Here is a 20,423-nt window from a genome sequence, read left to right as displayed (position 1 = left end):
TTTTTTCATTGATGCTTACAGCACGCGGCAGGCGCGGTCGAAATCAAGGCGCGGTGCACGCGGATACACTTTGCTGTGATCGCCGTAACCGATGTTGATCAGGAAATTAGATTTCCAGCCTTCCTGCGCCAGAAATGTTTCATCGACTCTGGCGTTGTCAAAACCGGACATCGGCCCGGTATCCAGCCCGAGGGAGCGGCAGGCCATGATCAGGTACGCGGCCTGCAAGCTGCTGTTGCGAAATGCCGTGTCGTGCGCCAGTTGCGGGCTGGAGGTGAACCACGAACGGGCATCGCCGGAGGGATACAGTTCCGGCAGCAGTTCGTAAAATTCCGGATCCCAGGCAATGATCGCCGTCACCGGCGCAGTCATGGTTTTTTTCAGATTGCCGCCCGAAAGCGCCGGAGCCAGTTTTTCTTTCGCCTCCGGACTCTGAATAAACACGATGCGCAGCGGGCTGCAGTTGGCTGAGGTCGGCCCCATGCGCGCCAGTTGGTAAATCGTTTTCAGTTGTTCGCTGGTGACCGGTTTATCCAGCCAGCCGTTGTGCGTGCGGGCTTCGGTGAATAAGGTTGCCAGCGCGGTGGCGGTTAATGCTTCGGCCATGATGTCTCCGTGGGCAGGTGACCGGACGGCGTAGCGGACGCTTGCGATGAGTGCCGCAGCAGCCAGTCCAGTAAAATCGGGTTAAAGGTTTCCGGGTCGGTTACGCTCATGGCGTGGCCGCCGTACAGCATTTGCGTGTGTTCGCCGTTAGGCAGACGGGAAGCGAGATCGACCGAACGCGACCACGGCACCAGCAAATCGTCTTTACAACTGAAAGCCAGCGTCGGGGTGATCACTTGTCCAAGCGACGCCGTCAGGTCTGAATTCATCAGCGCCTGCAAACGGTGCAGCAGGTTTTCCATCCCCTGAAAATGCGCCACCTGATGCTGGCGCTCTTCCTGCAATAACGCGTCATGTTCAGAAAGCCAGTCACCCGGATACAGAAACAGCGGCTGCGCCTGCACGTAGGCATCGACCCCGCTGTTGAGCAGTAAATTCTGCCGCACTTCAAAGCAGCGCCGCGTCTGGCTGTCGAGCTTCGTCCAGCCGTTAATCACCACCAGACTTTGCAACAACGCCGGATAACGCAGGGCAAGATGCAGGCCGATAATGCCGCCGAGCGCGTGACCGACCAGATGACAGCGGCTGATATCCAGCCCGTTGAGCATACCCGCCAGTTCATCGGCCATGTCTTCCATCCGGTAACCGGCGGGCACCGTGCCCTGACTGACGCCGGTACCGTGCTGGTCATAGACCACCACGCGGAAATGCTCCGCGAGCATGGTCAGTTGCGGCTGCCAGAAACCACCGGAACCGCCGAGGCCGGAGGAAAGCACGACGGTTTCTGCATCAGCATTTTTCTTACCCAGTACCTTGTAATACATGCTGTTACCTCAGGGAGTTCAGGACAGGTTCCATCGCACGCATCATTTGCCGATATGGGCAATCGAGGCGATTTCAATCAGCGCATCCGGTTTCACCAGCCCGCACTGAATGCAGAACCGTGCCGGTTTTTCGCCCGGGAAGTATTCGGCGTAAACCTGATTTACCGCACCGTAGTTCGCCCAGTCGGTGATGAAAATTGAGTTCATGGTGACGTCATCCATTGTGCCGCCTGCGGTTTCGATCACCTTTTTGATGATCTCCAGTACGTGGCGGGTTTGCGCAGCGGCGTCGCCGACATGCACCACATTGTTGTCTTTATCAAACGGCAACGTGCCGGAAACATACACCACGCCATCGGCGAGGGTGCCCGGAACAAAAGGTGCCAGCGGAACGCCGCTGCCAGCCGGAATAATGGCGCTTTTAGGCATGGTTAATTGTCCTTTTCAGAAAGCGGTCAGGCCGCATTTTGTTCAGTTTTGTAACCCACGGCATCGCAGAAATTACGTACGCTGGAGACCCAGCCAAAGAAGGTTTCAATGTTATAAATCGCCGCTTTTTGTGCGAATTCCGGCCCGGCCTGATGGGTGGCGTCTTCCAGTACCACACCGAAATATTCGAGGAAGAAGCCGTCACGCAGCGTAGATTCCACGCAGACGTTAGTGGCGATGCCGGTGAACACCAGATGGTGAATACCGTAGCTGCGCAGCAGGCTGTCGAGCTGAGTATTGAAGAAGCCGCTGTAGCGTGGTTTGGGCAGGACAATGTCGCCGGGCTGCGGCTGCAGTTCATCCACCAGGTCATAATCCCAGTCACCTTTCGCCAGCAGTTTGCCCATCAGTTCCGGGCGTTTACGCATGGTTTTCAGCGCATTGGATTTATGAAAGTTAGGCGAACCGGCACCGCCAGCTTCGACGTACTGGTTGTCCCAGCCGTTCTGGAAGAAAATCACTTTGATTCCGGCGGCGCGGGCAGCGGCAATCGCCACTTTGATATTGGCAATCACCGGCGCGGTGGCGGAGACATCAAACCCCGCCAGATCCAGATAACCGCCCTGTGAGGCGTAGGCGTTTTGCATATCCACCACAATCAGCGCCGTTTGCTGCGGCGTAAAGGCAATGGCTTCAGGACGTGCTGTGAGGATCGTTTCCTCGCCGGTGTTGTGGGGCTCGCGGCGGACCACAGTTTGATTCTCAACAACGTTCATCATGCGACCTCTTTCTGCTCAGTGCCGATGTGCTGGCGGGTTTTCATGAGTGGCTGGATATAACGGCCAAAGTTTTCGATGCCTTCGACAAAATCGTCAAAGGTCAGCAGTACGCCGCCTGCGCCGGGCACGGTGTCGATTTCGTCAAGCATTCTGGCAACGCTGGCGTAAGAACCGACCAGTGTGCCCATGTTGATATTGACCGCCGAAGTCGGGTCAGCCATCTGGCGGACGTTGGTATCAGCGCCGGATTTGGTGTCTTTGCTGCTCTGGTCGGTGAGCCACGCGAGCGCCTCGGCGTCAGCACCGGATTTATACAAATCCCATTTGGCGCGGGCAGCGGCGTCGGTTTCGTCGGCAATCACCATAAACAGGACATAAGAAGAAACGTCGCGCCCTTCGGCTTCGGCCGCCGTTTTCATGCGTGCGGCGGTCGGTGCAAAGGCGGTCGGTGTGTTAACGCCTTTGCCGAAGCAGAAGTTGAAATCGGCATGTTTGGCGGAGAACGCCATACCCGCATCGCTTTGTCCGGCGCAGATCACTTTCATTTCGCTCTGTGGGCGCGGACTGACGCGGCAGTCGTCCATTTTGAAGAATTCGCCGTCGAGTGTGCAGTGACCGGTGCCCCACAGGTCGCGCAGCACGCTGACGTATTCGGTCAGGTAATCATAGCGGCGGCTGAAATAGTCATCGCCCGGCCACATGCCCATTTGCTCGTATTCCGGTTTCTGCCAGCCGGTGACGACGTTCACGCCGAAACGTCCGTTGGAAATGGAATCAATGGTGGCGGCCATGCGCGCCACAATCGCCGGAGGCATCACCAGCGTGGCGGCGGTGGCATAAAGCTGGATGCGGGAGGTCACGGCAGCCAGACCGGCCATCAGCGTGAACGACTCCATATTGTGTTCCCAGAATTCGGTTTTGCCACCGAAGCCGCGCAGTTTGATCATCGACAGCGCGAAATCAAAATGATAATGCTCCGCTTTCTGCACGATGGTTTTGTTCAGTTCGAAGGTCGGTTTGTACTGCGGCGCAGTTTCTGAAATTAACCAGCCGTTGTTGCCGATAGGAATGAATACACCGATTTTCATAGCTCACCTCGGTTGAAAATAAAAATTACCAAAACAAGGGCTTGCGAAAATCTCTGCGCGGCTTGAGTGCGTCCTGCGGGTTCCGAATTGCACCGTGCTGAAATCTCCTGACGGGAAAGCTATTGCAAACGTGATGCCACTTTTAGAATGCGCAGTGTTATCAATGAGTTAAAAATGTGTTTCGTTTTCAGGTGGAGCAAATGGTCTGTTTCAGACCATCTGGTCAAAAATAACTGCACATCTATCAGGCAGGATTGAACAAAAATGGTGCAAATTTGTTAAACGGATAACTCTTTGTGGTTAATGTTTATTGTCTTTGGTGTTACTTTCATCATCGACAGGCTTAGCGATAGTCGCTTGTACCTCCATTTGTTATGATTTCCGTCTTGCTGTTTGTCTCAGGGAGACATTGTGAAGCCATTGGTTGAACCTCCGTTGCCTCACGCCGGAGAGAAAAAATCCCGCCAGACGGCGGCGAAAGCGCCGACGCGACGCTCGCGGGCCGTCGCCGCCAAACGCAGCAATATCATGGCGGCGGCGCTGGAGTTCTTTTCGTTGTACGGCATGCATGGCACCAGTCTGGATCAGGTTGCCGAGCGCGCCGACGTGTCCAAAACCAATCTGCTGTATTACTTCCCGTCGAAAGAAGATTTGTATATCGCGGTGCTCAAAGGGTTGCTGGATATCTGGCTGGCGCCGCTGAAAGCGTTGCAGTCGGATCAACATCCGCTGGAAGCTATCCGGGAATATATCCGCCTGAAGCTGTGCGTTTCGCGCGATCACCCGCAGGCATCAAAGCTGTTTTGTCTGGAGATGGTGCAGGGCGCGCCGCTGCTGAAACAGGAACTGGGCGGTAGCCTGAAAACGCTGGTGGAAGATAAATCGGATGTGATACGCGGCTGGATTAAAGCAGAACTGATCGCACCTGTTGACCCGATGCAACTGATATTTATGCTGTGGGCGACCACGCAGCATTACGCCGATTTCGGCGTGCAGGTCGAAGCCATCACCGGCAAAACGCTCAGTGATCCTGAGTTCTTTGAACAAACGGTGAGTAACGTGCAGCGCATTATTACCGAAGGCATTCAGCTTCGGGTCTGAGAGGGCAGAATGGATTCGGTTTCACAATTAGTTCTTGGCGCTGCGGTCGGCATTGCGGTGATGGGCAAACGGGTGCCGGTGTGGAAATCTGCACTGGCTGGCGCGGTATGCGGAACCTTGCCCGATCTGGATGTGTTTTACGATCACGGTGACGCCATCAGCAATATGACCCTGCATCGCACCGAAAGCCATGCGCTGTTTTATCTGACGCTGGTTTCGCCGCTGATTGCCTGGCTGATGTCAAAATTGCTCAGCGGCGGGCAGCATTTCAAACGCTGGTGGGGCGCGGTCTGGCTGGCACTGATCACTCATCCGTTGCTGGATCTGATGACGGTGTACGGCACGCAGCTTGGATTGCCATTCACAAACTATCCGTTTGCGGTCGGCAGCATTTTCATCGTCGATCCGCTTTATACCTTACCGCTGATCATCGGCGTCGGGCTGGCGCTGTACCGCGAGCAACAGCGTGGGATCATGTGGAATAACGTGCTGCTGGGCGTGAGTTGTTTATATCTGGCCTGTACCGCCTTCGAGCAACATCAGGTGACGCGGCATGTGGGCGAGGAATTACAACGCCAGAACATCGAAAGCACACAGATTCTGGTCACGCCGACGCCGCTCAATTCGCTGGTGTGGCGCGTGGTGGTGATGAGTAAAGACAGTTACGGCGAAGGGTTTACCTCGCTGCTGCACCCGGATTCACCGATCCGTTTCCGCTTCTATCCGCGCGGTGAAGCGTTGTATGAAGCACACAAAGATAATGCCTTTCTGGCGCGTGTCGCCTGGTTCAGCCACGGCTTTTTCAGCGTAAAAGAGCAGGGCGGCCATATTCTGGTCAGCGATTTACGTATGGGGCAGGAACCGGATTACACCTTTGTGTTCGATCTCGGCGAGATGAAAGCCGGTGCACCACCAGAACTGCCGGTGAAAGTGGCATCAGCCAGACCGTCGGCGGTGAAAATGTGGGATCAGTTCAGACAGGCGCTGGAAGTGGAGTAATCTGCAATAGAGCAAAAGGAGCCCGTGGGCTCCCCCGGACTGAGGTGTTAGCATCAAAGTGTTGTCATAACGGTGGGAAGTGTTTGCCTGCATTGACTCTCGCAGACAAACACCGGAGATCCGACCGTTAATTAACTCTCACGTGGCGGAATGTCATCATCGACAAAACCGATAAGAGATAAGGCCTGCTGAATTTCAGGGCAGGTCATAAAATAGCGCCATAACAATCCACTACGATGGTTTTCAATCATGCCAATGATTGGCCCCTGGTCGATGGCCAGATATCCATCGGAATACCAGTTTTTGGAAAGATTAACACCATCAATAAACCCGCATTTCTCTGTCCACAGCGCATTTCCCAGGTCGTCATAAAAATGGCGCAGCGCTGCCATCGACGCTTCAGGTAAATAAGGTAAGTCACATAGTGCAGCGGTAAGGGTAATCGTGCCGTCATCAGACGTTGGATCATGACTTGCATAACCTGCAGGCCCGTAACCCGATGTCAGTCCCCAGTAATTTTCTGCATAGCCGTTAAATCCGCCAGGATTATCGATACTGTAAGCCTGCTGGATCTGGCTTTGCGCTTCACCCTGCTGGAAATAATTCACGTTATTGGCACTGTCCCGCAGGTTACGCGGGTCAAAACCGAGGAACGAGTAGTGCATAAAGAACATCGGGCCGCCCATCGTCGGGCCGATCGGCAACGTGATGTCGTAATAGACTTTGTTTTTGTTGTTATAACTTCCCTGTGACCAGCCACTTTTCCAGAGTGCCGGGTCGATGGCATGCGTCGGAGAAGCGATAGCCAAAAGATAGGTTATCATCGCCTCATTCCAGCCGGTGATTTTCATCCCCATGGTGAACTGCAAATCTTTATCGATATGCCAGTACAGGCTGTTGCTGTTATTGGTGAAGTAGTTCCAGTCAATGTCATGCCAGAGGGCGTTGATTTTGTCCGTCAGCGCAGTGTCGTTAAAATACTGACGCGCTGTTAACAAGCCCTGCACCATATACGACGTTTCCACCAGATCGGCACCGTTATCATCGGAACCAAACGGAATGGTCGCGCCCGTGCTGCCGTTAATCCAGTGCGGCCAGGCCCCTTTGTAGCGCGTGGTCGGCCCGCCAAGGAAATCGACCATTTTGTTAATGCGGTCGTACCCATCCTCACGACTGACGAAACCGCGCTCAATCGCCACTAAAATCCCCATGATGCCAAAACCGCTCCCCCCAATCGCAATGGGTTCATCAGGCCCGGCATCGCTGTTGCGATATAACCGCTCAAAAGCCAGACCGCTGGTCGGGTGTGCGTAGTCCCAGAAATAGCGCAGCGTGGTTTGCTGTACTTTATCAAGCAACTGCTCGTCATCGAGGGACGGATAAACTGCCGCGTTGACGGCCGCAAGTTGTTGAGAAACAATCGGGTCCAGTTCTCCGAAACGGTTGATGCGAATATCCATACAGGCCACGCCATCACGGGCAGCTACGTCTTTCACCCATTGGGCGAGCGCGTCGGTATCGTAATGTTTACCGGTATCGCTTGAACCCATCGCGCCCCAGCCCGCATTCACCGCCTGGTTACCGAGTGCTATCCAGCGGAACCACTGATGATAGCCGTCGTTGCTGTCCCAGCGTGTGTCCGGCAGGTCAGTCATCACATAGTTGCCTTCGGCATTTTTCGAGCCGTAGGATTCACCCGCTGAGTAATCCGTGTAAGTCAGGGTATGAACACCAATCCCGGTGACAATTCGGTCCGGATTCCCCGCCCGCGAGCCGTCCACCACGTCATTGATATTGTAGGGCTGGCTCATGTCGGTGTAGTTATTCCACATGCCATCGAACCACCAGCCTGCTAACAAATCACCGTAGCGTTCACCAAACTCTCTTACCACCGCGTAATTCATGCGCGTGGTTTCTGACGTGATAACGTTGTCAAACGGGGAGCATTCGTACAGATGCGGGACCAGCATGTCACCCCAGCGATCCGGCGAGTGCTGATTCGCGTCATCATCGTAATAGACCAGGCTGGCTTTAGCAGGCGCGTAACCCATCATGTACAACATCAGTTTGATATCGTATTTCGCCAGTTCCTGAGCCATTTCCAGCGGCAAATCACGAATGGCGCTGCGCACGCCAGGTTCAATATCCAGAATGGCGTCATGAGTTTTATTCGGGCCAAGGTTATATCCGGCATGTTGATCCATCGTCAGCAGAACAAATCCCGCCCCCGTTTCGCTGACGGCTTTGGCATAAGCCTGCACGTCAAAAGTACTGAGGAAATCGTCCCAGCTTTCGCCCGGCTGCCATTTCTCATCTTGCGGAATATCCGATGAGAGATTGAGATAGTTAGGCAGGAAATGGTGCGATACGCCGTAGTGCGCATTGCGGAACCAGTCGGTTCGCGGGTTGCCACTTCGCGCAACGACAGGCCCGACAATCACAGATTGTGACTCACCAAAGCACAGGCGTTCATTGCGCGGTGTAACCGTGACACGAATGTATTTCCCGTTGTGCTCAGGCAACAGCATCATTGTGCGGGTATGCAACCCGTTGATGGTACTGAATGGGCCAGTCGTACTGCTCGCCACTTCCCACAGGTATTCACTGCCATTTTCTGCAAAACCGCCGGGGTCAGTAAAAAGATAATCCGGGCGTAAAATTTCGCGCGTCAGTAACGAACCGTTTAACACCAGTGACGAGAGGGAAGGGGCAGCTATCGTGGTCGGTTCCAGCGAGAAATCCGCATCGACAGGCAACTCCCGATAACGCACGGTGAAGATGATATTTTGTTCAACCGCCGCAAGTTCGAGTGGCGTGAAAGAGAGTGTTGCCGTATTGCTTGCCGCATCCCACACAAAACCAGTTATTGGCAAACCCACGCGCATTTCACTGTTCACTTTGAGGTGTGTCCGGAAATCACTCAGCACAGGCTCGACAGATTGCGGGTGAACAAACACAGCTTTCAGCGTGCCGTTACTCGCCTGAAGGTTGAAGTTCGTGTCGGCCAGTTGACGATAATGCCCGCTCAACGTTTGCGGGCTTATCTGTGAATCAAAGAATTTAACTTCATCAATGATACCGTCGAAAGCATCCGTCACMGCGCCGTTGGTATCCAGCCGTCCGCCCACTTTCACCGAAGTGGTGACGTTCGTTTGCACCACGTTACTGCCGCCTGTCATCGCCATATTGCCGTTAACGGCCAGGGCATATTCATCACCCTGGCGCAAAATGGCGACGTGGGTCCAGGCATTCAGCGGAATAAAAGACTTGGTTTTTAAAGTAAATGAGGTGCTGTTGGTATCATTCGACATCGTGCAAACCAGCTGATTGTCCTGGGTATAAAGCTGCCAGCGCTGGTTGTTGTTATTACGCGTGTCCTGGCTGACGATCATACTCATCGCTGTTGAACGCGGGTATATCCAGRCTTCCACGGTAAAGGCGGAATATTGCAAACAATCAAGCACGCCTAAATCAATATAACCCGGCTGCCCGCTGGCAAAATCGATACCATTGTTAAGCTTTGCCGTCACCAGCGAGGGGGCTTGCCCCTGGCTTATTGCACTACGTTGGTTATTAATGGTCTCTAAGAAAGCCCCGTCAGTTTCATCATCAAAGGTGTAGTAATACTTCATGCCCTGGTTGTAAGTAAACGTGGCCTGAATATCGGCAAAATCTTTCGTCAGGATCTCATTTTTAAATCCGTGGAAAGTCAGGGTATAGGGAATTCCAGTTTGTAAGTCAGGCACATTAAGTGTCAGTGTGGTTTTTAAATCATCCAGCGCGACACTTTGAATAACGCCACTATTATCCAGCACAGAGTTAGTGAGAGTTAACGCACTCGTTGAATCCAGAGCCTGGTTAAACGTCACCAGAATATTGTTATTACTGTCGGTAGTGGTTTCAACAATTTCAAGATCACCGGCATTGTAGACTTTTAATGCATCCAGATGTGCATAAGACCCCGAACGTTTAATTCCCTGAATCGTGTGTGAACCAAACGGTAAATCCACCTTTTGATACAGAATATGGCTGTCCAGATGGGTGGAAGACCAGGTGCTTATTCTGCCCTGAGACACACCATCAATATAAATTTCAACATCACCCTGATCGCTACTGCTTTCGGCAATATAAGAAATACCGGTACCAATAAAGTTTAGTGTAAAGGTCGCAGAGTTATTACTCTGGGTATACGAGGTGGTGTGATAAAAGATACTTTGTGTACGGTTCGTGCTGTGCGTCCACTTACCGGCATATACAATGTCGGCGACCGGGTCGTCATAAACCTGTTCCGCAGGAAGTGCAGTGTAGTTTAGCGTAAAGGTCTGGTTTTGAACGGTGGTGGTCAGAATCTGGTTGCTGATTTGGCTCAACGTGAGTGTGTAATCCGTTTGCGTGGTCAGCCCGGTAATGGTGAGGTCAGCAGTCTTTCGGTCATTGCTTAAAGTGACGGAGATAACGCTTGCTCCGTTGTTCAACTGATAATTTCCCGGTTCAGTTCCGCTTTGGCTATCCAGCGATTGATTGAACTGAAGCCGTGCTGTCCCTTCACTGCCTGCGCCTAAAAATTGCTCTACTTCAGCGGTAAGCGCGGCATCGTTATACACTTTAAGCTGATCAAGCAGCATCCAGGATCCGTTTTTTTTCACCCCTTTAAAAGTATGTTCTCCGGGCGATATGTCGGTAATATAATAAATAAGATCGCTGTACTGGCGCGTTGAAGTTTTGGTTGTTGCCGTACCGTGTAACACGCCATCAAGATAAAAATCTATTTCGCCCTGATCGGTATTTCCTTCGCTGTAATACCCAATGCCTGAACCGGTAAATGTGTATTCAAAATACTTACCGTTATCATACAGCGCCATACTTGCACCATCATCGCTGTATGCTCGTCCGGTATATCGGGTCCAGTTTCCGGTATAAATAATAGAGGGGTCATTATCCTGAATGATAATTTCTGGTTGTACATCTTGCTTTGCAGAACACATAATATAGACCTCACGCTAATCGACATTAAATTCAATTTAATGCTAACTAAGGTATGAGGCGGGCGTGTATCATAAATAATCACGCAGAGGAAATTATATTTTTTAGTGAATGTTTATGATTTAAATATTTAAATGAAAGTACCGCAAAGGATTTGCAGCGCCTTTATAATAAAAAAGAGATTAATAATTAATGAGAGAGAATTACTGAGGAGGATTTTTATGCTCCTCAGTAATTCAGGACACTGTGATTACCAAATACCTTTGGCAGTATATTCGTGCAATCAGGACTGGCGTCTGCGCAACCCGTAGCCAATCGCCAGAATCACAAACCACAGCGGCGTGACGAGTAACGCCTGACGGGTATCATCCTGCAAGGTCAGCAGTACCAGAACAAAAGCAAAGAATGCCATACAGACCCAGCACATCAGTTTGCCGAGCGGCATTTTGTAGATTGAAGCTTCGTGCAGTTGCGGACGTTGACGGCGGTAGACCAGATAAGAGCAGAGGATGATGGTCCAGACGAACATAAACAGAATCGCCGAAACGGTCGTGACCAGCGTGAAGACCGTCACCACATTCGGGATCAGGTAAATCAGCACCACACCGCCGAGCAGGCAGATGCAGGAAAATGTCAGGCCGTTCGACGGTACAGCGCGGGAAGAGAGCTTGCCGAACGCTTTCGGCGCATTGCCTTCCTGTGCCAGACCGAACAACATGCGACTGGTGGAGAATACGCCACTGTTGGCGGAAGACGCCGCCGAAGTCAGCACTACAAAGTTGATAATGCTCGCCGCAGCCGGAAGACCGGCAAGTACGAACAGTTCAACGAACGGGCTTTTATCCGCCACCACATGGCTCCAGGGTGTCACCGACATAATCATGATCAGTGAGAACACATAAAACATGATGATGCGCAGCGGAATGGCGTTGATGGCGCGCGGCAGGGATTTCTGCGGATCTTTAGTTTCTGCGGCGGTGGTGCCCACCAGTTCGATACCGACAAACGCGAACACCGCTATCTGGAAACCGGCAAAGAAACCGCTCACGCCTTTCGGGAAGAACCCGCCATCATTCCACAGATTGCTGAAGGACGCGACGGTGCCGGTCGGCGTCTGGAAGTGCGTCAGCACCATCACCAGCCCGGCGATAATCAGCCCGACGATGGCGACGATTTTGATCATCGCGAACCAGAATTCCATCTCACCGAACATTTTCACAGTAGCGAGATTGAGGCTCAGCAGCACCAGCACGCAGAGCAGGGATGCGACCCATTGCGAGAGTCCGGGGAACCAGAACTGTGCGTAAGCGGTGATAGCGACGACGTCGGCGATGCCGGTGACCACCCAGCAGAACCAGTAGGTCCAGCCGGTGAAATACCCGGCCCACGGGCCCAGCAGGTCGGCGGCAAAATCACTAAAAGATTTGTATTCGAGGTTGGACAGTAACAGTTCGCCCATCGCGCGCATGACGAAAAACAGCATAAAGCCGATGATCATGTAGACGAAGATGATGGACGGACCGGCGAGGCTGATGGTTTTGCCTGAGCCCATAAACAGGCCGGTACCGATCGCGCCGCCAATGGCAATGAGCTGGATATGACGGTTGGAAAGATTTCGCCGCAAACCTTCAGCGTTCTCTTCCCCAGGCTGGACGAGGATTTTTGACTCTTCTTGCATGTTGTATTGATTCCTGTTTTTTGCTTTTTGCGTATGAACTCCGCCATATCGCATTCATTTACGTCAATTTTTTGAGCTCTGAGTGGCCCTTTGGTCACCACGACCGGAACGACAGCGTGCGTGAACGTTGTAATAGTAATGTTAAGTGCGCATTTATTATAACTGGCATGAAAAATGCCAACGGAAAAAATGTATCGTAATTTTTACATCGCGGATAACTGAGTGTTAATTAATCAAGTCTCTTCAGAGACGGTGGGAATAATAGCGTTTTTAAGAGTGATGAGCTTCACAAATATTAATGAAAATAACGGCAAAAAAGTGAGGGTAAGCGTTTGACATCATCCTTGCAGAGGAGAATAATCCGTCCCGTTGGGTCGTTAGCTCAGTCGGTAGAGCAGTTGACTCTTAATCAATTGGTCGGCGGTTCGAACCCGCCACGACCCACCAACAAATGATTAATCAATGCATTAAGCTCCTTCTGCTTTTATTTCCCTTCTTCTTTAATCCGTCAGTTCCTCTGTTTTATGCACTGCTAATAAAGTCATCGCCTGTCGGGAAATAAACCTCAACGGTTTGTCGTTTATTTACGCAATCTGGCAGGAATATTTTTATGGCATATAAAGATGAGCGGAAGGAAGAAATACAGGGAATAGCTGTCAGGCCCCGGTTTGAGGCCAAAACAGTGTTAAGTGCAGGAATGCATCAATACATAATGGTGGTATTGGGTGCATTGCCATTTTTGAGTTGTTTTTGTACACGCATGCACAGGCTGAAGATCAGCAGATGAACGTGCGTGATAAATGTGCTTTCTTCGGTGAACCGGTCACTGCGCAAGACGACCGTCTCCGAACGATTCTGTTTGGCAACCAGTAACTCAATCCCTTTGTCGCGGAATTCGTCTTCGTAGGCTTTAACGATCCCTGCGGGGGCGATTAATGTGTAGCTGTACATAGTGATTCCTGAAACTGAGTTGAACAACTGATCGGATAAATCCTAACAAGAATATCAAATACCAGTGGAGGACTATTAGCAATTCGGGTGATGTTTTTTTGTACTAACGTCACAGATTTAGATGACTTTTTTACGCTTGCGGACACTCCGTACCCGCTCCCACCGGTTTTTTGTTGCCCGCTGCGCGCACACTGCTATCATTCGTGCATAAACTCAGGGAGATAACGATGAAAAAAACACTGGTGGCCTTGGCTGCTTTATTTTTAGCCGGGTGTGCGGCCAATCCTTATGAACCGACGCTGCAGGTCAAGTCATCTTTCGCTAACGCCAGCTCGGCAGCGCCGGCAGGGCAGACCCACATCCGTTTACACCGTTTAGATCAGTGGTCAGTCGTGCCGTTTGAGAAAACCTGTCCGCTGATAGTGTTTTTAGACGGACAAACCGTGGCTTCCCTGCATTTTAATCAGTACGTGGATTTGAATGTGCCGAACGGGATGCGCACTATTGATGTTCGCATTGCCTGCGCGCTGACCAAGACATCAGGTTCGATTACCGTTGATGCGAATGGTAAAAGTATCAGTCTGGAAACGGATCGCAGCTTCTTCGGAACCTACAATATCCGGCCGGAAGGCAGCGGCAATAAATAACAAAATGAATAAACCCGCAGAATGCGGGTTTTTTTATGATCATTTTCTTTTTGTCCGTTTTGCGAGGGTGACTGTCAGTTAGTCAGGCGCAGGAAGTTATCGTTTGCGTACTATGTATTTAACGGAACATAACCGCTGCCCAATGATAAAAGGAGAATCGTATGTTAAACGACCCGTCGCAAAAATATCGCCCCTTCCCGCAGGTGAATTTACCCGATCGCCAGTGGCCAGGAAATGTGCTCTGTAAAGCGCCGCAATGGTGTTCAAGTGATTTGCGTGACGGCAATCAGGCGCTTGCAGAACCCATGGATAATGCCCGTAAGCGTCAGTTTTTTGATTTGCTGGTGAAGTGTGGTTTTAAGCAGATTGAGGTGGCGTTTCCCTCGGCTTCACAAACCGATTTCGATTTTGTCCGCAGCCTGATTGAAGAGAGGCTCATCCCGGATGATGTGGTGATTCAGGTGCTGACGCCTTCGCGGCCGGATCTGATTGCCCGCACCTTCGAGGCACTCAAAGATGTGCCGCGTGCCATTGTGCATTTATATAACGCCACTGCGCCTGTGTTCCGTGAAGTGGTATTTAATCAGGATCAGGCCGCAACGCGCGAGCTGGCGGTTCGCGGCGCTCAGCAAATTCGTCAGTTGTGCGGGCAATATTCGCAAACTGAATGGACATTTGAGTATTCACCGGAAACCTTCTGCTTCACTGAACTGGAGTTTGCGCTGGAAGTGTGTGAAGCCGTGGCGGATGTCTGGAAACCGGGCAATGAAAGGCCGATGATCATTAATTTACCGGCAACAGTAGAAGTCAGCACACCGAATGTTTATGCCGACCAGATTGAATGGTTCTGCCGTCATTTCAGCCACCGCGAACAGGTTTCCATCAGCGTTCATCCGCACAATGACCGCGGAACCGGTGTGGCCTGTGCTGAGCTGGCGATGCTGGCCGGTGCCGACCGTGTGGAAGGATGTCTTTTTGGTAACGGTGAACGCACCGGCAACGTGGATATTGTGACGCTGGCGCTGAACCTTTACACGCAGGGCATCTCGCCGCAGCTGGATTTCAGCAATTTGCAGACGATTGTCGAGGCGGTGGAGGAATGTAACCAGTTACCGGTGCATCCGCGCCATCCGTATGCCGGTGAACTGGTGTTTACGGCATTTTCGGGCTCGCATCAGGACGCCATCAAAAAAGGGTTTGCTGCACAGAAAACATCAGAGAGCACGGTCTGGCGCGTGCCGTATCTGCCGTTAGATCCTGCGGATGTCGGTTGCAGTTATGAAGCGGTGATCCGCGTGAACAGCCAGTCCGGGAAAAGCGGGGCGGCCTGGTTGCTGGAACAGAATCACGGGCTGAAATTGCCGCGCGGTTTGCAAATTGATTTCAGTAAAGCGGTGCAGCGTGAAACCGATACGCATGGCAAGGAAATGAGCACCAGCGATATCTGGCGACTGTTCCGGCAGCGTTACGGGTTAACCGATCTGCCCGTGGTGAAATTGCTCAGTTATGACATCCGCAGCGATGAGCAAACCGTCTGCCATTTCAGTGCGCGGATCCGCTATCGTAATGAAGAACAACATATTACGGGTAGCGGTAACGGTTTGCTGTCCGGTGCAGCGGATGCATTGCGTCGCAGTTACGATGTGCTCCTGGAAATCGGCGATTATCATGAACATACGCTGGGACATCAGAGCCACAGTCGCGCGGTGGCGTATCTGAGCTGTCGGGGGAGGTTGGGCGAAACGTGTTATGGCGTGGGGATTGACAGCGATGTGTCCAGTGCTTCATTGCAGGCACTGTTCAATGCAGCCAGCGCCATTATGACTGATTAAAATATTCGCTGGGTGAGACGCCAAGCGACCGGCGAAACATCGCACTGAAGGCACTCGGGCTGTCGTAGCCGAGTGCCAGCGCCACATCAATAACTGAAACGCCAACGGCAAGCTGGTTCAGTGCTTCGAGCAATTTTGCCTGGCGAACCCAGTCACTGAAACGTAATCCCGTTTCACGCTGGAAACGGCGTGAGAGCGTTCGGCTGCTGATATTCAGACGTTGCGCGACATCTTCCAGTTCCCACGTTGAACAAAGATCTGCACGAATTTGCTGGCAAAGCCCGCTCAGCTCCGGCTCGTTGGGTTCCGGCAGATAAAGAGGCAGTGTCGGCAACAGACGCAGTTCATCAAGCAATAATTCCATGATGCGTTCATCGCGCCCGCCGGGCAGATAATCGGCCGGAATAGTCAGCGAGGCCAAAATCAGTTCACGCAGCAGCGGAGAAATCTGCACTACCTGACATTGCGCAGGTAAGTCAGCACGGGCGAGGGGATCGACAAACAGCGTGCGGGCCTTTACACCGCCGATAAAACGCAGACTGTGTTCAACCTCTGCAGGCAGCCAGACCCCGCGCCCGGGCGGCACCATCCAGGTGCCGAGCGACGTATGCACTTCTACAATACCGGATAGCGTATGAATCAGTTGTGAGCAGTTGTGACTGTGGGCTGGCTCGCTGTCACCATGTTGATAATCAATAGCCAGAGGCGCAAGCACCTGATGCGGGGCAAGGAAGTTGTGATGCATTGATCAATGATTTTTCTGTTTTTTGGCGTCTTCTACGGCTTGTTTGGCTTCTTCTGCCGCTTTTTCAATTTCTTCTTCCGTCAGTTGTTCAGAAACTTCAAACAGTTCTCCCAGCCCGTCACTGACATGGACTTCGTCGGCTTTGCTTTTGTTTTCTTTATTCTTTTCGTCGCTCATGCTTATGTCCTCATTGAATGAATGCAGGGCATGATTATAGCAGACATTGCGGGGAATAACCGGGCGGAGAGAGGCAGAGCCTGTCAGGGTGACAGACTCTGAAATAGCATTACTGACGGTAAGCAAACTTGATTTGCTGCAGGGAATTTTTGAACACGGCAGCCTGCTGTTCGTCTTCCATCTGCGCGACAAAACGCTCCATGTTCAGCATCACTTTACCTGCATCAGCCTGGCCAATCGCTTTGAGGATCAGGGTCAGGGTGGCTTTCAGGCAGGCAACTTCTGTTGCCAGTGTTTCAACGTTTGCTTCAGTCGTAAAATCGCAATTACTCATTATTTGTATCCCCTCAGGCAAGCTGTCAGGCAGCGCACCGAATTCTGAACAGGTGAAAAGTGGCCGCATTTTAGCATAGTTGGCACGTTTTAGGGCAAGGCCAGAATGGCCGCTTAAAACGGGAGGTTAAGCGTCTGCATATAGTGTTTCCGGACAATGAGTAAAGAATACTAAACGTAATGGGGGATTGAGAATTTTTCATCTTTATGTGCAGACTTATTCATATAAGCCATCATCAATTCGTGCGATCGCAAATAATAATTGGATATATCATAGATATATGAAGTGACAGTGCTGACGCTTAAATAGCCAGCATGGCGTAAAGAGAGTTTCAGATATGAGTAAGGGCCTGGAGTTATTTACTTACCGCTTAAAAGAGACCGCAGATTTTTCTGCTTGATCTTTGATTAGACACGTATTTTTAATAATTTATTAATACAGTTGGTGGTACTTCTCATTTACATTCAGCAAAGTAGTTTTTTGCAGACATTCCTTGGTCAGGAACGTCTGATAGAGTAAAATACGCGGGCTATAATAAATAACTGTGTCTTTCTGCTTTAAAAATACTACCGATGAGCGGTAGTGGGGCGAGTTAGTTGATATTGGCCTCTTATTTGCCACCTTCTCTTCATTTATAAGCTGTCTGAGAGCAAATTTTTAATGTTCGATACGTAGGTTTACGTAAGACAAGCGTGAAGTCCCTGACGGTGTGTTGCCCTTATTTTTTGGAGAATTCTCTTTGATAAGCGTTCTTCTTGTTGATGACCACGAACTGGTGCGCGCAGGGATCCGACGCATTCTTGAAGATATCAAAGGCATCAAAGTTGTTGGTGAGGCGCAATGCGGTGAAGATGCCGTCAAATGGTGTCGGACCAATGACGTTGATATTGTCCTGATGGATATGAACATGCCAGGTATTGGCGGGCTTGAAGCGACCAAGAAAATTGTCCGCTTTTCGCCAGATATCAAGATCATCATGTTAACGATCTATACTGAAAACCCGCTACCGGCCAAAGTGATGCAGGCGGGGGCTTCCGGTTACCTGAGCAAAGGCGCAGCTCCACAGGAAGTGGTCAATGCTATCCGTCTGGTTGATTCGGGTCAGCGTTATATTGCCTCCGACATTGCTCAGCAAATGGCACTGAGCCAGATTGAACCACAATCTGAAACGCCTTTTGATTCCTTATCCGAGCGTGAACTGCAGATCATGCTGATGATCACTAAGGGACAAAAGGTCAATGAAATTTCTGAACAGCTGAACTTGAGCCCGAAGACAGTTAACAGTTATCGTTATCGGATGTTTAGTAAATTAAATATCAGCGGTGATGTTGAGTTAACACATCTGGCAATCCGGCACGGTTTGTTCAATACGGAGACTTTATCAGGCAGTGAGTGATGAGCGTTTCGACCCAAAAGCCTTTTTGAAAACGGTCACCAGCCAGCCTGGCGTCTACAGAATGTATGACGCCAGCGGCACCGTAATCTACGTAGGTAAAGCCAAAGACCTCAAAAAACGTCTTTCGAGTTATTTTCGCGTCCAGGTTTCCAGCCGCAAAACCGAAACGCTGGTCAAAAACATCGCGCAAATCGATGTGACGGTGACCCACACGGAAACCGAAGCGCTGCTCCTCGAACATAATTACATCAAACTTTATCAGCCGCGTTATAACGTATTGTTACGCGATGATAAGTCGTATCCGCTGATCTTCCTCAGCGCGGATAATCATCCAAGACTTTCAGTTCACCGCGGTGCTAAGCACGCCAAAGGCGAGTATTTCGGGCCTTTTCCTAATTCCTATGCCGTGCGCGAAACACTGGCGCTGCTGCAAAAACTTTTCCCGATCCGCCAGTGTGAAAACAGCGTATACAGCAACCGTTCGCGCCCTTGTCTGCAATATCAGATTGGTCGCTGTCTGGGGCCGTGTGTCAAAGGGCTGGTGAGTGAGGAAGATTATAAAGATCAGGTGGAATACGTTCGCCTTTTCCTGTCCGGTAAAGACCAGCAGGTCGTCACACAGCTCGTAAACCGCATGGAAGAAGCCAGTAAAGCGCTGCGCTTCGAAGATGCCGGGCGGATAAGAGATCAAATTCAGGCTGTACGCCGCGTGACAGAGCGTCAGTTCGTGTCGGGTAACAGCGAAGATCTGGATGTGATCGGCGTGGGCTTCGAGTCAGGTATGGCATGTCTGCACGTTCTGTTTATCCGTCAGGGCAAAGTGCTGGGCAGCCGCAGTTATTTYCCGAAAGTACCAGGCGGCACCGATCTGGGCGAAGTGGTGCAGACCTTCGTTGGACAATTCTATTTGCAGGGCAGTCAGCAACGGACACTGCCCGGCGAAATTCTGCTGGATTTCAGTCTGGCGGAAAAAGATCTGCTGGCCGATTCGCTCAGCGAACTGGCCGGGCGCAAAGTGCAAATCCAGAGTAAGCCGCGGGGCGACCGTGCCCGTTATCTGAAACTGGCGCGCACCAATGCCTCTGCTGCACTGACGACCAAACTGGCTCAGCAGTCGACAATCCATCAGCGGCTGTCTGAACTGGCAAAAACACTGAATCTTGCGGAAATTAACCGTATGGAATGCTTCGACATCAGCCATACTATGGGCGAGCAGACAGTCGCTTCCTGCGTGGTTTTTGACGGCAATGGCCCGGTGCGTTCTGAATACCGACGCTACAACATTACCGGCATTACGCCCGGCGATGATTACGCGGCGATGGCGCAGGTATTGCAGCGTCGCTATGGTAAGACGCTCGATGACAATAAAATTCCTGACGTTATCTTTATTGATGGCGGCAAAGGGCAACTCGGCATGGCGCTGGATGTGTTTCATTCGCTGAATGTGGAGTGGGACAAATCCAAACCTTTACTGATTGGTATCGCGAAAGGTGCGGATCGTAAGGCCGGGCTCGAAACGCTGTTCTTTGTGCCGGAAGGTGAGGGGATTGCGTTACCCGCTGATTCGCCAGCGTTGCATGTCATCCACCATATTCGTGATGACTCGCATAACCATGCGATTACCGGCCACCGGCAGAGACGTGCGAAAGTCCGTACGACCAGTGCGCTGGAAGAAATTGAAGGCGTCGGGCCGAAGCGGCGTCAGGTTTTACTGAAATACATGGGAGGCATTCAGCCATTACTGAATGCCAGCGTAGAGGAAATTGCACAGGTACCGGGTATTTCTATCGCATTGGCAGAAAAGATTCATAATGCGTTGAAACACTAAGGGCAATGTAGCAACATACTCATAAT

At 51.4% G+C, this 20,423-nt stretch carries 17 protein-coding genes and 1 tRNA gene; 7 read left to right on the top strand and 11 right to left on the bottom strand.

Annotated features, from left to right (window positions below; genetic code table 11):
- Positions 1–15: 15 nt before the first annotated feature.
- The 5 genes from AC1DUO_RS07180 to rutA are packed head-to-tail and all read right to left on the bottom strand — an operon-like array spanning position 16 to position 3,726.
- The gene (locus tag AC1DUO_RS07180) at positions 16–606 is read right to left on the bottom strand and encodes a malonic semialdehyde reductase (protein WP_119261824.1); all 591 of its coding nucleotides are present in this window, start codon (positions 604–606) and stop codon (positions 16–18) included.
- Positions 591–1,430 carry a pyrimidine utilization protein D gene (gene rutD / locus AC1DUO_RS07175; protein ID WP_013576310.1) on the bottom strand — a complete coding sequence of 280 codons (840 nt, stop codon included), beginning with the start codon at positions 1,428–1,430 and terminating at the stop codon, positions 591–593. Before rutD ends, AC1DUO_RS07180 begins: the two co-directional genes overlap by 16 nt.
- A gap of 42 nt (positions 1,431–1,472) precedes the next feature.
- Positions 1,473–1,859 carry a pyrimidine utilization protein C gene (gene rutC, locus AC1DUO_RS07170; protein ID WP_013576309.1) on the bottom strand — a complete coding sequence of 129 codons (387 nt, stop codon included), beginning with the start codon at positions 1,857–1,859 and terminating at the stop codon, positions 1,473–1,475.
- 26 nt (positions 1,860–1,885) lie between these two features.
- Complete coding sequence (gene rutB / locus AC1DUO_RS07165) at positions 1,886–2,638, bottom strand: pyrimidine utilization protein B (protein WP_015690206.1); 753 nt, start codon at positions 2,636–2,638, stop codon at positions 1,886–1,888.
- Positions 2,635–3,726 (bottom strand): pyrimidine utilization protein A, encoded by a 1,092-nt coding sequence (gene rutA, locus AC1DUO_RS07160; protein WP_015690205.1) that lies wholly within the window; start codon positions 3,724–3,726, stop codon positions 2,635–2,637. Before rutA ends, rutB begins: the two co-directional genes overlap by 4 nt.
- A gap of 411 nt (positions 3,727–4,137) precedes the next feature.
- Here rutA and rutR point away from each other — a divergent pair, with 411 nt between their 5' ends.
- Together rutR and AC1DUO_RS07150 are read left to right on the top strand one after the other, a co-directional pair.
- On the top strand, positions 4,138–4,827 hold the full coding sequence (gene rutR / locus AC1DUO_RS07155) for an HTH-type transcriptional regulator RutR (protein ID WP_013576306.1): 690 nt from the start codon (positions 4,138–4,140) through the stop codon (positions 4,825–4,827).
- A 9-nt stretch (positions 4,828–4,836) separates the two neighbouring features.
- On the top strand, positions 4,837–5,826 hold the full coding sequence (locus AC1DUO_RS07150) for a metal-dependent hydrolase (protein WP_477986902.1): 990 nt from the start codon (positions 4,837–4,839) through the stop codon (positions 5,824–5,826).
- Between the two features lie 131 nt (positions 5,827–5,957).
- Here the strand turns inward: AC1DUO_RS07150 and AC1DUO_RS07145 are convergent, their stop codons facing one another.
- Positions 5,958–10,688 (bottom strand): glucoamylase family protein, encoded by a 4,731-nt coding sequence (locus AC1DUO_RS07145; RefSeq protein ID WP_477986900.1) that lies wholly within the window; start codon positions 10,686–10,688, stop codon positions 5,958–5,960.
- Positions 10,689–11,092: 404 nt separating this feature from the next.
- Positions 11,093–12,487 (bottom strand): D-serine/D-alanine/glycine transporter, encoded by a 1,395-nt coding sequence (gene cycA, locus AC1DUO_RS07140; RefSeq protein WP_015690203.1) that lies wholly within the window; start codon positions 12,485–12,487, stop codon positions 11,093–11,095.
- Positions 12,488–12,858: 371 nt separating this feature from the next.
- On the opposite strand from cycA, the gene AC1DUO_RS07135 reads away from it, so the two are divergent.
- A tRNA-Lys gene (locus tag AC1DUO_RS07135) sits at positions 12,859–12,934 on the top strand.
- Between the two features lie 255 nt (positions 12,935–13,189).
- Here the strand turns inward: AC1DUO_RS07135 and AC1DUO_RS07130 are convergent.
- The gene (locus tag AC1DUO_RS07130; protein WP_013576302.1) at positions 13,190–13,438 is read right to left on the bottom strand and encodes a hypothetical protein; all 249 of its coding nucleotides are present in this window, start codon (positions 13,436–13,438) and stop codon (positions 13,190–13,192) included.
- Positions 13,439–13,665: 227 nt separating this feature from the next.
- Here AC1DUO_RS07130 and AC1DUO_RS07125 point away from each other — a divergent pair, with 227 nt between their 5' ends.
- Together AC1DUO_RS07125 and leuA are read left to right on the top strand one after the other, a co-directional pair.
- A complete protein-coding gene (locus AC1DUO_RS07125) occupies positions 13,666–14,085 on the top strand; it encodes a hypothetical protein (protein ID WP_013576301.1) in 420 nt (139 codons plus the stop codon).
- Positions 14,086–14,246: 161 nt separating this feature from the next.
- Entirely contained in the window at positions 14,247–15,917 is a 1,671-nt protein-coding gene (gene leuA, locus AC1DUO_RS07120; RefSeq protein ID WP_119261822.1) for a 2-isopropylmalate synthase, read from the top strand.
- On the opposite strand, the gene AC1DUO_RS07115 is transcribed toward leuA, so the two are convergent.
- The 3 genes from AC1DUO_RS07115 to AC1DUO_RS07105 form a co-directional block, all read right to left on the bottom strand.
- Positions 15,904–16,662 carry an AraC family transcriptional regulator gene (locus AC1DUO_RS07115; protein ID WP_112151624.1) on the bottom strand — a complete coding sequence of 253 codons (759 nt, stop codon included), beginning with the start codon at positions 16,660–16,662 and terminating at the stop codon, positions 15,904–15,906. The genes leuA and AC1DUO_RS07115 overlap by 14 nt on opposite strands.
- Positions 16,663–16,665: 3 nt before the next feature.
- Complete coding sequence (locus AC1DUO_RS07110; RefSeq protein WP_162906065.1) at positions 16,666–16,839, bottom strand: hypothetical protein; 174 nt, start codon at positions 16,837–16,839, stop codon at positions 16,666–16,668.
- 109 nt (positions 16,840–16,948) lie between these two features.
- Positions 16,949–17,173: a DUF2594 family protein gene (locus AC1DUO_RS07105; RefSeq protein WP_037037254.1), complete on the bottom strand. Its 225-nt coding sequence runs from the start codon at positions 17,171–17,173 to the stop codon at positions 16,949–16,951.
- 739 nt (positions 17,174–17,912) lie between these two features.
- Between AC1DUO_RS07105 and uvrY the strand changes: the two genes are divergently transcribed.
- The gene (uvrY, locus tag AC1DUO_RS07100) at positions 17,913–18,569 is read left to right on the top strand and encodes a UvrY/SirA/GacA family response regulator transcription factor (protein ID WP_013576296.1); all 657 of its coding nucleotides are present in this window, start codon (positions 17,913–17,915) and stop codon (positions 18,567–18,569) included.
- Complete coding sequence (gene uvrC, locus AC1DUO_RS07095; RefSeq protein ID WP_477986897.1) at positions 18,562–20,397, top strand: excinuclease ABC subunit UvrC; 1,836 nt, start codon at positions 18,562–18,564, stop codon at positions 20,395–20,397. Before uvrY ends, uvrC begins: the two co-directional genes overlap by 8 nt.
- The last annotated feature ends 26 nt before the right edge of the window (positions 20,398–20,423 follow it).

It is taken from the genome of Rahnella sp. P4_A8 (assembly GCF_056402435.1).
The sequence above is the reverse complement of the archived record's forward strand: the minus strand, read 5'-3'. Positions and strand labels throughout refer to the sequence as shown.

Coding starts and splice junctions, on each gene's coding strand:
- AC1DUO_RS07180 (WP_119261824.1), bottom strand. CDS start 606: ATGGCCGAAGCATTAACCGCCACCGCGCTGGCAACCTTATTCACCGAA.
- rutD (WP_013576310.1), bottom strand. CDS start 1,430: ATGTATTACAAGGTACTGGGTAAGAAAAATGCTGATGCAGAAACCGTC.
- rutC (WP_013576309.1), bottom strand. CDS start 1,859: ATGCCTAAAAGCGCCATTATTCCGGCTGGCAGCGGCGTTCCGCTGGCA.
- rutB (WP_015690206.1), bottom strand. CDS start 2,638: ATGATGAACGTTGTTGAGAATCAAACTGTGGTCCGCCGCGAGCCCCAC.
- rutA (WP_015690205.1), bottom strand. CDS start 3,726: ATGAAAATCGGTGTATTCATTCCTATCGGCAACAACGGCTGGTTAATT.
- AC1DUO_RS07150 (WP_477986902.1), top strand. CDS start 4,837: ATGGATTCGGTTTCACAATTAGTTCTTGGCGCTGCGGTCGGCATTGCG.
- cycA (WP_015690203.1), bottom strand. CDS start 12,487: ATGCAAGAAGAGTCAAAAATCCTCGTCCAGCCTGGGGAAGAGAACGCT.
- AC1DUO_RS07130 (WP_013576302.1), bottom strand. CDS start 13,438: ATGTACAGCTACACATTAATCGCCCCCGCAGGGATCGTTAAAGCCTAC.
- AC1DUO_RS07125 (WP_013576301.1), top strand. CDS start 13,666: ATGAAAAAAACACTGGTGGCCTTGGCTGCTTTATTTTTAGCCGGGTGT.
- leuA (WP_119261822.1), top strand. CDS start 14,247: ATGTTAAACGACCCGTCGCAAAAATATCGCCCCTTCCCGCAGGTGAAT.
- AC1DUO_RS07115 (WP_112151624.1), bottom strand. CDS start 16,662: ATGCATCACAACTTCCTTGCCCCGCATCAGGTGCTTGCGCCTCTGGCT.
- AC1DUO_RS07110 (WP_162906065.1), bottom strand. CDS start 16,839: ATGAGCGACGAAAAGAATAAAGAAAACAAAAGCAAAGCCGACGAAGTC.
- AC1DUO_RS07105 (WP_037037254.1), bottom strand. CDS start 17,173: ATGAGTAATTGCGATTTTACGACTGAAGCAAACGTTGAAACACTGGCA.